We start from the raw sequence: 11,537 nt of genomic DNA, 5'->3' as shown, positions 1-11,537 counted from the left end.
ACCTTGGTTTTCGAGAAAGATAAAATGCGCAAATGGTGGAAGCAAGGCTATAGCTATGCCAGTCAAAAGGAAAACTAAATTATTTTGAATTTCTCTATTGAATTTTTAAAATATATGTTTACATTTGTGCCTGATTTTATTAAAATGAGAACAATTACTTTACATCGTCATCATATTCATACTTGCACTCAAGCGAGCTAAATATGTTGTGATTAAAGTCAAAATATTTAAAACCCGTTTGAGCATTCAAGCGGGTTTTTTTATGACTCATTTTGGTGCTCAGACATAATTAACAAAAATGGAAAGATTAAAAATAGCGATTCAAAAATCAGGGAGATTAAATGAAGACTCTCTTAAAATTCTTAAAGAATGCGGTATCTCGGTCAGTAATGGATTGGATCAGTTGCGGGCAACTGTTTCAAATTTCCCGATGGAAATACTGTATTTGAGAAACAGCGATATTCCCCAGTATTTATTGGATGGAGTCGTTGATATTGCCATCATTGGAGAGAATTTACTCGTTGAAAAAGATCAGGGACAAATTGATGTTTTAGAAAGATTGTCTTTTTCAAAATGCCGTGTTTCATTGGCAGTGCCTAAAACGTTTGATTATAGTTCAATCAAGGACCTGAATGGAAAGAAAATTGCCACTTCCTATCCGAATACCCTGCAAATGTATCTGAAAGAGCAAGGTGTTACTGCTGAACTGCACCAAATCTCTGGCTCTGTTGAAATTGCACCAAGCATAGGCCTGGCCGATGCAATTTGCGATATCGTAAGCAGTGGAAGTACACTTTTTAAAAATAACTTAAAAGAAGTGGAAGTGATTGCGAAATCAGAGGCGGTATTAGCCGTTTCTCCTCAAATCAGTGAGGCAAACAAGGCAACACTGTCAAAATTAAGGTTTAGACTTCAATCAGTATTAAAAGCCCGAAATTATAACTATATTTTAATGAACGTACCGAACCAGACCATAGATCAGGTAATTGATATATTGCCGGGTATGAGAAGCCCTACAGTTCTTCCGTTAGCAGAAAAAGGATGGAGTTCAATACACACGGTTATTGAAAAGAATAAATTCTGGGAAATTATTGATGAGTTGAAAGTATTGGGAGCGGAAGGTATTTTAGTCGCACCGATTGAAAAAATGGTTATTTAATTGAAGGAGATGAATAAGTTTTTTGATCCAGACAAGGCCACATGGCCCACTTTGTTGAAAAGACCGACACAAAGCTATAGTCAGATAGAGCCTCTTGTGTCTCAGATTTTTGATGATGTTTTAGCCGAAGGAGATACGGCAATAAAGAGGTATGTGGAGAAATTTGACCAGGCAAGTCTTGACAATCTGCAAGTGTCACAAAATGAAATTGAAGACGCGAAGGATCGTATTTCGGAAGCATTAAAAAATGCGATTTCTTTAGCGAAAGAAAATATTGAGATTTTTCACAAATCTCAGCAGGTGGCAATTAATAAGACAGAAACATCAAACGGTGTTGTCTGTTGGCAGGAAAAGCGTGCCATAGAAAAAGTGGGATTGTATATTCCTGGTGGGACAGCACCACTGTTTTCCACAATTCTCATGCTTGCGGTACCTGCTACCATTGCGGGATGTGAAGAAATTGTACTATGTACTCCAAGCGATAAGCAAGGAAATGTGCATCCGGCAGTGTTGTATACCGCAGCCTTGTGTGGTGTGAAAAAAATATATAAAATCGGAGGTATACAGGCGATTGCTGCACTGACCTTTGGAACTGCCACAGTTCCAAAGGTGTATAAGATTTTCGGACCTGGAAACCAGTATGTGACAGTGGCAAAACAAATGGCCTTGAAATATGATGTTGGAATTGATTTGCCAGCGGGACCAAGTGAATTACTTGTGTATGCTGATGAAAGTGCCACGGCAAGTTTTATGGCAGCTGATTTACTTTCTCAGGCTGAGCATGGTGCAGATAGTCAGGTGATTTTGGTATCTGATTCAAAATCCAAGATGGAAGAAATTGAAACAGAGGTATACAAACAACTTTCAAAGTTACCTCGGAAAGCCATTGCCGAAAAGGCGATCGAAAATTCAAAACTGATCTATTGTTCTGATCAAAAAGAGGCAATCGCTTTGATCAATGCCTATGCCCCTGAACATTTGATCATAAGCACAAAGGACGCCCATACCATTATGAAGGAGATCAAAAATGCCGGTTCTGTATTTGTTGGGGATTATACACCTGAAAGCGCCGGTGATTATGCATCTGGGACAAATCATACCTTGCCAACGAACGGTTATGCAAAAAACTACAGCGGTGTGAACCTGGACGCTTTCCAAAAAACAGTGAGTTTTCAGGAAATTACTGATAAGGGATTGTTGTCGATTGGCAATGCCATCGAAATAATGGCAGAAGCAGAGGGATTGATGGCCCATAAAAATGCCGTGACTGTAAGACTTGAGAAAATAAATAAGAATTGATTCTATAAAATTGAAAAATGCGATGTCAACAGACGTGATAGATATATTGAAAATGGCCAGGCCTTCTGTTAGAAATCTAAAACCGTATGCCTCAGCCAAGGATGAGTTTAAAGACTTTGATAAGGAGTTGATCTTTCTCGATGCCAATGAGAATCCTTATGAAACAGGACTGAACCGTTATCCGGATCCACATCAGAAAGAATTAAAAGAAAGAATAGCAGTCTTAAAACAAGTTTCAAGTGATCATATATTACTGGGCAATGGTAGTGATGAAATTTTGGATATGATTTTCAGGGTGTTTTTTGAACCGGAAAAAGATAATATCATCATTAACACACCTACTTTTGGAATGTTTAAGGTCTTATCTGATATCAATGCCATTTCATGCAGGGCGGTGCAAATGACAACAGACTTTCAGCTTGATGTAGCATCCATCAAAAAGAATATAGATGCACATACCAAGGCCATCTTTATTTGTTCTCCCAATAACCCTACAGGAAATGCAATGAATGAAGCTTCGATACTTGAATTACTCAAGTTGCCGGTTCTGGTGATAATTGACGAAGCATATATAGATTTTTCAGATACTGATAGTTGGTCTTCCCGACTTAAAGAGTTTAAAAATTTAATAGTTAGCCAAACGTTTTCCAAGGCCTTCGGGTTGGCTGGTATAAGATTAGGAGCTTGTTTTGCGCATGCTGAAGTCATTGACTTGCTGAAAAAGGTAAAGATGCCCTATAATGTCAATGTCTTGACACAACGAACCGCATTGGAATCTTTGGCAGACGAAAAATTAATAGCACAGCAGGTATTTGAAATCAAGGAAAACAGGAAAAAACTGGTAAAGAGCTTATCTAAAATTGGATTTGTAAAACATATCTATCCTTCCGACAGCAATTTTTTACTGGTCAAAGTAGATAATGCGAACAGAAGATATGATGAATTAGTTACAAAAGAATTGGTTGTTCGTAACAGAACGAAGGAACCTTTATGCAATAATTGCCTCCGAATTACAGTAGGTACGGAAGAAGAAAATAAATATTTATTGAAGCGAATGGCACAGTTAGATGCTATCAAAAACAGTGACAAATGAAAAGAGTTTTATTTATAGACAGGGATGGCACGATGATTAAAGAGCCTGCTGATGAGCAAATAGATAGTTTTGAAAAACTGGTATTCTATCCCAAGGCCTTATATTATTTATCAAAAATTGCAGCTGAACTGGATTTTGAATTAGTGATGATTACCAATCAGGATGGCCTTGGCACAGAATCTTTTCCTGAAGACACCTTTTATCCGGTACATCATTTTATCCTGGACACTTTTGCCAATGAAGGGGTTGTTTTTGACAAGGAATTTATAGATCGAAGTTTTCCTGCTGATAATTCTCCTGACAGAAAACCGGCTACAGGGCTGTTGACGGCTTATTTTGAAGATGATTATGATCTTGCGAATAGTTATGTGATCGGAGACAGGATGACCGATATGGAATTGGCGAAGAATTTAAAGTCCAAAGGGATATATATTAATAATGAATCGAATCTTGGTGAAGGAGAAACAACGGCATCAGAGGATGCTATCAGCTCTTTTATTGTTCTTGAAACAGCCGATTGGAAGGATATATATGAATTTTTGGTATTGAGTGAAAGAACTGCAGAGATTGCCAGAAAAACAAAAGAAACCGATATATATATCAAACTCAATTTAGACGGAACCGGACAAAGTAATATTGATACCGGTTTGGCATTTTTTGATCATATGTTGGATCAAATTGCACGTCATGGAAATATGGACCTTGAGATAAAAGTTTCGGGGGATCTTGACGTTGATGAGCACCATACCATGGAAGATACAGCGATTGTTTTAGGTGAAGCCTTTGCGCAGGCCTTGGCTGATAAAAGAGGGATGGAACGTTATGGATTTACCTTGCCAATGGATGATTGTCTGGCACAGGTGGCCATCGATTTTGGAGGCAGGAACTGGCTGGTCTGGGATGCAGCTTTTAAAAGAGAAAAGATTGGAGATATGCCGACTGAGATGTTTTTCCACTTTTTTAAATCATTTACCGATGGGGCTAAAGCCAATTTGAATATTAAGGCAGAAGGTGAAAATGAACATCACAAAATTGAAGCCATTTTTAAAGCCTTTGCCAAGGCAATTAAAGTAGCAGTGAAAAGAGATGCAGAAAAAATGATTTTGCCCAGTACCAAAGGTTTGTTATAGATGAAAATAGTTATTATAGATTACGGAGCAGGCAATGTGAAATCGGTGCAGTTTGCGCTGGAGCGATTAGGTTATGAGGCTGTATGCAGCAATGATGAGGCTGAAATAAAATCGGCTGATAAGGTTATTTTTCCTGGTGTTGGAGAGGCTCAAAGTGCTATGAAAGAGATTAAGAGATATGGCTTGGATCTCGTTATTCCTGCCTTAACACAGCCTGTATTAGGGATCTGTTTAGGGATGCAGTTAATGTGTACTTTTTCTGAAGAAAATCAGACTGAATGTTTGGATATTTTTCCCATTCAGGTGAAAAAGTTTGAAGAAAACTTTAAAGTACCTCATATTGGATGGAATCAGATCAGAGCGCTTAAAACACATCTTTTTGATCAGGTACCTGAGGATTCTTATATGTATTATGTACACAGCTATTATATTCCTGATAATGAGTTTAGTATCGCCACTACAGTTTATGATGTGACTTATTCAGGAGCGATTAAAAAAGATAATTTTTATGCCTGTCAGTTTCACCCTGAAAAAAGTGGTGGTTTGGGAGAACAGATTTTAAAAAATTTTATAAACATATAAGAAGATGAGAATAATTCCAGCTATTGATATTATCGATGGAAAATGTGTCAGGCTCTCAAAAGGAGATTACGCCACAAAGAAAATCTATAATGAAGATCCGATAGAGGTTGCTAAATCTTTTGAAGGTGCGGGCATTCAATACTTGCACTTGGTAGATTTGGATGGCGCGAAAAGTAAGCAGATCATCAATTATAAAATTTTGGAACAAATTGCGACCAAAACCAATTTGAAAATTGATTTTGGCGGCGGATTAAAATCTGACAAAGATTTGAATATCGCTTTTGATTGTGGAGCAAGTCAGGTAACAGGTGGAAGTATCGCCGTAAAGGAACCCAAAGTCTTTACATCATGGTTAGAGGAATACGGTGCAGACAAAATTATATTAGGAGCCGATGCCCAGGATGAAAAAGTAGCTATTTCAGGTTGGTTGGAAGCTTCAGACAATGAAGTCATTCCGTTTATTAAGTCCTATCAGACAAAGGGAGTACGTTATGTAATTTGCACGGATATTTCAAAAGACGGTATGTTACAGGGGCCTTCCTTTGAGCTATACAGTAGAATATTAAAAGAAATCCCAGAAATCTCTTTGATAGCTTCAGGCGGTATCTCTCATTATGATGAACTGTCGCAGTTAGCTGAATTGGGATGTGAAGGAACCATTATTGGAAAAGCAATTTACGAGAACAGAATCAGTTTGAAACAATTGGAAAATTTTGTTCTTGAAAATTAAATGTATTAAAATGAGCTGAACGCAGCATTGATTATGGTAAGTAAAAGAATAATTCCTTGTTTAGATATCAAAGACGGACGAACCGTGAAAGGTATCAATTTTGTGGGATTACAGGATGCCGGTGATCCGGTGGAATTAGCCGACAGGTATTCACGAGAAGGTGCCGATGAACTGGTCTTTCTGGATATAACAGCTACTAAGGAGAAACGAAAAACCTTGGTCAAACTTGTGGAAGAGGTGGCGCGCAAGGTGAATATTCCATTTACAGTTGGAGGGGGTATTTCCAGTGTGGAAGATGTGAACATGTTGCTTAGAGCGGGCGCAGATAAAGTTTCCATTAATTCTTCTGCTGTAAAAAATCCAAAATTGATCAGCGATTTGGCAAATAAATTTGGCAGTCAGTGTATCGTATTGGCTGTGGATGCCAAACTGATTGATGGAATTTGGAAAGTATTTCTCGTAGGAGGAAGGGTGGAAACAGAATTAGAGCTGTTTGATTGGATCAAACAAGGAGTGGCACTTGGGGCAGGAGAAATTCTTTTTACCTCCATGGATCATGACGGAACAAAAAATGGCTTTGCCAATGAAACCTTAAAGCGAATTTCTGAAATAGTCAATGTGCCTGTTATCGCCAGTGGTGGAGCAGGGACCATGAGCCATTTTTGTGATACCTTTGAACATGGCAATGCCGATGCGGCCTTAGCCGCCAGTGTATTTCATTATAAGGAAATAGAAATAGAGGATTTAAAAAAAGAATTAAAGAATCAGGGAATAAACGTACGGTTATGACAATAAAATTTGATGAAACATCAGGGTTGGTACCTGCTATAATTCAAGACGCTCAAACTAAGAATGTCTTGATGTTGGGTTATATGAATCAAGAGGCCTTTGATAAAACCATGGCAACAAATAAAGTTACTTTTTACAGCAGAAGTAAAAAACGACTTTGGATGAAAGGAGAAGAGATTGGTAATTTTTTGGAATTGGTATCCATAAAAAATGACTGTGACAATGACAGTCTTTTGATTTCAGCAATACCACAAGGACCTACCTGCCATAAAGGTACGGCAACCTGCTGGGGAGAGGGGAATGAAACGAGTTTTGGTTTTCTGACGCAACTTGAGGCAGTTATTAAAAGTAGAAAGGAGAACCCTTCTGAGGCATCTTATGTTGCTTCTTTGTTCAAAAAAGGAATTAATAAGATAGCTCAGAAAGTAGGGGAAGAAGCAGTTGAGGTAGTGATCGAGGCTAAAGATGATGATGAGAAATTATTTTTAGATGAATCTGCAGATCTTTTGTTTCATTATTTAATTTTGTTGCAAGCCAAAGGGTATACACTGAAAGATATAGAACAGGTTTTGAAAGACCGACATAAATAAGCCTATGGACACACCTAAAAATACGGTTTCTTATTCCTATGAGATCAAAGTAGAAGAGGATCACATTGATAATTTACGACATGTGAACAATGTGGTATACCTGCAATGGGTGAACGATATTTCTGAGAAACACTGGAATGTATTGGCTATAAACGGTTTAAAAGAAAAGTATTTTTGGGTTGTATTGAGACATGAATTAGATTATCATAATGAAGCTTTCCTTGGTGATACGCTGCGCCTAACTACCTGGGTAGGAATTTCCAAAGGCGTAAAATCTGTTCGCTATGTTGAAATTTTTAAAGAGGACAAACTGTTATTGAAAGCAGCATCTACCTGGTGCTTAATTGATGCCAAAACCTTAAGACCAACCCGAATTAAGAATGACATTTTAGAAGTACTGGAGTTCGAATAGTCAATTAGGAGTCCTTTTTTGATTCGATTAATTCCTTTAGAATTGATTCAACGCCCAGTTCATCATTGCTTTTTGTTTGGAACCTCGCAGCTTTTTTTACATTATCATGAGCATTTGACATGGCATAACTAAAATAAGCCTGTTCCAGCATTTCCAGGTCATTATTAAAATCGCCAAAAACCATGGTCTCCTCCTTGGAGATTCCAAATTGATCCTGTAGAATTTTAACAGCCCTTCCTTTGTTTGCAATCGGATTTGAAATATCCACCCAATTCGCTCCTGAAATCTTAATTTGATATTGATCCTCTAAATGCCGGACCACCGGGTAGATATATGATTCGGAACTTTCAAAATGATAAATCGCCACTTTAAAAATGTCATCTGCCGGAATTTGAGAAAAATCCTCAACAATCGTAAATTGGGTATAATATTCCTTCAGTATATTCACAAACCTTTCTTCATTTTGAGCTATATAAGCAGCATTCTTTCCGCAAAGAACGGTATATAATCCATCTGCTTTATTGATTACCGGCAACAAAGACTGGACCTTTTCATTAGAAAGATAGACAGCATCAAGTTCGTTTTCTCCCTGCATGATATAACCACCATTTTCTGCAACAATTGTTATTTCTTCAGAAATGATATTCAATTTGTCCTTTATACTGCTGTATTGTCTTCCACTGGCAGCAACAAACTTCACTTCCAGTTTTTTAAGAAGCTGAAACAAGTCGAAAAAAGAACTGCTGACTTCGCTTTTTGAATTGAGCAGGGTGCCGTCCATGTCTGTGACCACCATTCTAACCTTAGAAAGATTCATAATCAATGTTAAAAATTAAGATGTAAAAATAATGTTCTCCCATCTTATAGCGTCATTAAATTACTATTTATTGTAAAAGTTGTTAAAGAGCATTTGAAATAATGGCCTGAATTAATATTCCTTCAAAAGGCCTGACAATCAAAATAAAGGATTACTTTTGCACTTTCAAAAAAACAGATATGCAATCAATTAGAAATATAGCAATTATCGCCCACGTTGACCACGGAAAAACTACCCTTGTTGACAAGATCATTGATCAGGCAAAAATCCTTGACGACAGAAAGGAACGTACAGACCTTTTGTTAGACAACAATGATTTGGAAAGGGAACGAGGAATTACCATTCTTTCAAAGAATGTATCGGTGAATTACAAAGGTGTTAAGATCAATGTAATTGATACACCTGGTCACGCCGATTTTGGTGGTGAAGTAGAACGTGTTTTAAAAATGGCAGATGGTGTTTTGCTTTTAGTTGATGCTTTTGAAGGACCTATGCCTCAAACAAGATTTGTATTAAGCAAGGCGCTTGAGTTAGGCTTAATGCCGATTGTTGTAGTTAACAAGGTTGACAAAGAGAATTGTACACCAGATTTAGTTCATGAAAAGGTATTTGATCTGATGTTTGCGCTTGATGCAACTGAAGAGCAATTAGAATTTAATACCATCTATGGTTCAGCGAAAAATGGTTGGATGAATACAGATTGGAAAGAACAAACCGATAATATCATTCCTTTGCTAGATGCAATTATTGAAAATATTCCTGAAGCACCTTATAGAGAAGGAACGCCGCAAATGCAGATCACTTCTTTGGACTTTTCGTCCTTTACAGGTAGAATTGCCATCGGTAGGGTTTTTAGGGGTGACCTCGAGGAAGGAAAAGATTATATGCTGTGTAAGGCAGACGGTTCATCAAAAAAAGTACGCATCAAAGAGTTGCATACATTTGAAGGATTAGGGAAAGCCAAGGTGACTAAAGTGAGAAGTGGAGATATATGTGCAGTGACTGGTATTGAAGGTTTCGAAATTGGTGATACAATTGCAGATTTTGAAAACCCGGAAGCCATGCCAAGAATTGAGGTAGATAAACCAACCATGAGCATGTTATTTACCATTAACAACTCTCCCTTCTTCGGAAAAGAAGGAAAGTTTGTTACTTCACGTCACCTAAGAGACAGACTTTTCAAAGAGACTGAAAAGAATTTGGCATTGAGGGTTGAAGAGACAGATACGGAAGATAAGTTCATCGTTTATGGAAGAGGTATTCTTCACTTATCAGTGCTTATTGAAACGATGAGAAGAGAAGGTTACGAACTTCAGGTAGGTCGACCAAAAGTGATTCTAAAAGATATTGATGGTGTGAAAAGTGAACCTTTTGAAACAATGGTAATTGATGTTCCAGAAGAATTAGCTAGTAAGGCGGTTAATTTGGTGACGCTGAGAAAAGGTGATCTTCATGTAATGGAACCTAAAGGAGATTTACAACATCTTGAATTTGATATTCCTTCCAGAGGACTTATAGGTTTACGAAATAAAATTCTAACCGCTACTCAGGGGGAAGCCATTATCAATCATAGATTAAGAGGATATGATGCTTTTAAAGGAGAGTTTAGTGATGTCACAAATGGAGCGATTGTAGCTTCTGAGGCAGGAAAGGCTACTGCTTATGCGATTGACAGATTGCAGGACAGAGGGAAGTTTTTTATCGATCCTAATGATGAAATTTACAAAGGACAGGTTGTAGGTGAGAATAGCCGACAGGAAGATATGGGTGTAAACCTGATTAAGGGAAAGAAATTGACCAATGTTAGAAAATCGGGTACAGATGATAGTGCAAAGATTTTTCCAAAGGTTGATTTTTCATTAGAGGAATGCATGGAGTATATAAGAGATGACGAATATTTGGAAGTTACACCTTTGAATTTGAGAATGAGAAAAATTGAATTCAGATAAGCTTTTTATTAGATGCTAAAACCAAATGGTTATTTAATTGTTAAATAGAGAATGGTTTTTTTCTAAAAAAGTTTAAAATTGTAAATTGCCTCGCAAAATTATGAAAATGAAATTGAAATATTTATTGCTGTTATTCCTTGGAATCGTTGCGTTTGCTTGTAGTGATGACGATGATTCGGATACGGATGATCATGATCCGATAGCACAGGCTTTAATAGATGATGCGATCTTAGTTGAATTTTTACAAACGCATTATCTAACTCCAGAAAATGAAATTGATACCATTACTAACGGAGAAATTCCATTGTATGATATTGTCGAGGTAGATGATATTGAATTTGATGACATCGATTACAAGATGTATTATTATGTTGACAAGGAAGGTGTAGGAGACCAGCCTACAAAGAATGATTCAGTACAATTATTATACAGAGGCTTTTTGTTAGATTCTATTAAGTTTGACCAGAATACGAGTTATACTTCGTCAAAATCATGGTTTCACTTACCTCAGACCATTCCTGGTTTTAGGTATGGAATTACCTATTACAAGGGTGGAGATAAAGTGATTTACCCTGATGAATCTTTTGGTTACGAAAATGCAGGAAGTGGCGTGTTTTTTATGCCTTCAGGATTGGCTTATGGACAATTTGCAACGCCTACGATTCCTTCAAATAGTTGTCTTTATTACTTTACAGAAGTAGGTGCCGTAATTGAGGCTGATGCCGATGGTGATCTGGTTGTAAATAATGATGAGGATATTGATGGAGATGGAGATGTGTATAACGACGACACTGATGGAGATGAAATTGCTGATTTTAACGATCCTGATGATGATGGAGACGGTATTCTTACAAGAGATGAAGATGCTGATGGAGATGGAGATCCTAGAAATGATGATTCAGACGGAGATGGAATACCCGACTATCTTGATGCTGATAGTTGATCCTATTATAGAGAAATAAAAAAAGGTTGTGATTTTCACAACCT

General features: G+C 37.3%; 12 protein-coding genes. 11 read left to right on the top strand and 1 reads right to left on the bottom strand.

Annotated elements, in window-relative coordinates:
* Positions 1-298: 298 nt before the first annotated feature.
* From hisG to ACR2MV_RS03765, 9 genes are read left to right on the top strand one after another with little or no spacing between them, the layout of a single operon-like run.
* Entirely contained in the window at positions 299-1,159 is an 861-nt protein-coding gene (gene hisG / locus ACR2MV_RS03805; RefSeq protein WP_434020572.1) for an ATP phosphoribosyltransferase, read from the top strand.
* Between the two features lie 9 nt (positions 1,160-1,168).
* Positions 1,169-2,458 carry a histidinol dehydrogenase gene (gene hisD, locus ACR2MV_RS03800; RefSeq protein WP_434020571.1) on the top strand — a complete coding sequence of 430 codons (1,290 nt, stop codon included), beginning with the start codon at positions 1,169-1,171 and terminating at the stop codon, positions 2,456-2,458.
* Between the two features lie 22 nt (positions 2,459-2,480).
* Entirely contained in the window at positions 2,481-3,551 is a 1,071-nt protein-coding gene (gene hisC, locus ACR2MV_RS03795; protein WP_434020570.1) for a histidinol-phosphate transaminase, read from the top strand.
* Positions 3,548-4,681, top strand: coding sequence for a bifunctional histidinol-phosphatase/imidazoleglycerol-phosphate dehydratase HisB (gene hisB, locus ACR2MV_RS03790; RefSeq protein ID WP_434020569.1), 1,134 nt, complete (start codon positions 3,548-3,550; stop codon positions 4,679-4,681). Before hisC ends, hisB begins: the two co-directional genes overlap by 4 nt.
* On the top strand, positions 4,682-5,263 hold the full coding sequence (gene hisH, locus ACR2MV_RS03785) for an imidazole glycerol phosphate synthase subunit HisH (protein ID WP_434020568.1): 582 nt from the start codon (positions 4,682-4,684) through the stop codon (positions 5,261-5,263). It begins immediately after the preceding gene.
* 4 nt (positions 5,264-5,267) lie between these two features.
* Positions 5,268-5,993, top strand: coding sequence for a 1-(5-phosphoribosyl)-5-[(5-phosphoribosylamino)methylideneamino]imidazole-4-carboxamide isomerase (hisA, locus tag ACR2MV_RS03780; RefSeq protein ID WP_434020567.1), 726 nt, complete (start codon positions 5,268-5,270; stop codon positions 5,991-5,993).
* 33 nt (positions 5,994-6,026) lie between these two features.
* Entirely contained in the window at positions 6,027-6,782 is a 756-nt protein-coding gene (gene hisF, locus ACR2MV_RS03775) for an imidazole glycerol phosphate synthase subunit HisF (protein ID WP_434020566.1), read from the top strand.
* Positions 6,779-7,372, top strand: coding sequence for a bifunctional phosphoribosyl-AMP cyclohydrolase/phosphoribosyl-ATP diphosphatase HisIE (gene hisIE, locus ACR2MV_RS03770; RefSeq protein ID WP_434020565.1), 594 nt, complete (start codon positions 6,779-6,781; stop codon positions 7,370-7,372). The genes hisF and hisIE overlap by 4 nt, the downstream gene beginning before the upstream one ends.
* 4 nt (positions 7,373-7,376) lie before the next feature.
* Entirely contained in the window at positions 7,377-7,784 is a 408-nt protein-coding gene (locus ACR2MV_RS03765; protein WP_434020564.1) for an acyl-CoA thioesterase, read from the top strand.
* A 4-nt stretch (positions 7,785-7,788) separates the two neighbouring features.
* Here the strand turns inward: ACR2MV_RS03765 and ACR2MV_RS03760 are convergent, their stop codons facing one another.
* Positions 7,789-8,601, bottom strand: coding sequence for an HAD family hydrolase (locus tag ACR2MV_RS03760; RefSeq protein ID WP_434020563.1), 813 nt, complete (start codon positions 8,599-8,601; stop codon positions 7,789-7,791).
* A gap of 179 nt (positions 8,602-8,780) precedes the next feature.
* On the opposite strand from ACR2MV_RS03760, the gene typA reads away from it, so the two are divergent.
* Together typA and ACR2MV_RS03750 are read left to right on the top strand one after the other, a co-directional pair.
* On the top strand, positions 8,781-10,550 hold the full coding sequence (typA, locus tag ACR2MV_RS03755; protein ID WP_434020562.1) for a translational GTPase TypA: 1,770 nt from the start codon (positions 8,781-8,783) through the stop codon (positions 10,548-10,550).
* 106 nt (positions 10,551-10,656) lie between these two features.
* Entirely contained in the window at positions 10,657-11,493 is an 837-nt protein-coding gene (locus ACR2MV_RS03750; protein ID WP_434020561.1) for an FKBP-type peptidyl-prolyl cis-trans isomerase, read from the top strand.
* The last annotated feature ends 44 nt before the right edge of the window (positions 11,494-11,537 follow it).

It is taken from the genome of Lutimonas sp. (genome assembly GCF_051011215.1).
Taxonomy (GTDB): Bacteria; Bacteroidota; Bacteroidia; order Flavobacteriales; family Flavobacteriaceae; genus Lutimonas.
This window is presented reverse-complemented; position numbering and strand designations above follow the sequence as displayed.

What these genes read in the sequence shown, in the direction of transcription:
- hisG (WP_434020572.1), top strand. Translation starts at nt 299, where the DNA reads ATGGAAAGATTAAAAATAGCGATTCAAAAATCAGGGAGATTAAATGAA.
- hisD (WP_434020571.1), top strand. Translation starts at nt 1,169, where the DNA reads ATGAATAAGTTTTTTGATCCAGACAAGGCCACATGGCCCACTTTGTTG.
- hisC (WP_434020570.1), top strand. Translation starts at nt 2,481, where the DNA reads ATGTCAACAGACGTGATAGATATATTGAAAATGGCCAGGCCTTCTGTT.
- hisB (WP_434020569.1), top strand. Translation starts at nt 3,548, where the DNA reads ATGAAAAGAGTTTTATTTATAGACAGGGATGGCACGATGATTAAAGAG.
- hisH (WP_434020568.1), top strand. Translation starts at nt 4,682, where the DNA reads ATGAAAATAGTTATTATAGATTACGGAGCAGGCAATGTGAAATCGGTG.
- hisA (WP_434020567.1), top strand. Translation starts at nt 5,268, where the DNA reads ATGAGAATAATTCCAGCTATTGATATTATCGATGGAAAATGTGTCAGG.
- hisF (WP_434020566.1), top strand. Translation starts at nt 6,027, where the DNA reads ATGGTAAGTAAAAGAATAATTCCTTGTTTAGATATCAAAGACGGACGA.
- hisIE (WP_434020565.1), top strand. Translation starts at nt 6,779, where the DNA reads ATGACAATAAAATTTGATGAAACATCAGGGTTGGTACCTGCTATAATT.
- ACR2MV_RS03765 (WP_434020564.1), top strand. Translation starts at nt 7,377, where the DNA reads ATGGACACACCTAAAAATACGGTTTCTTATTCCTATGAGATCAAAGTA.
- ACR2MV_RS03760 (WP_434020563.1), bottom strand. Translation starts at nt 8,601, where the DNA reads ATGAATCTTTCTAAGGTTAGAATGGTGGTCACAGACATGGACGGCACC.
- typA (WP_434020562.1), top strand. Translation starts at nt 8,781, where the DNA reads ATGCAATCAATTAGAAATATAGCAATTATCGCCCACGTTGACCACGGA.
- ACR2MV_RS03750 (WP_434020561.1), top strand. Translation starts at nt 10,657, where the DNA reads ATGAAATTGAAATATTTATTGCTGTTATTCCTTGGAATCGTTGCGTTT.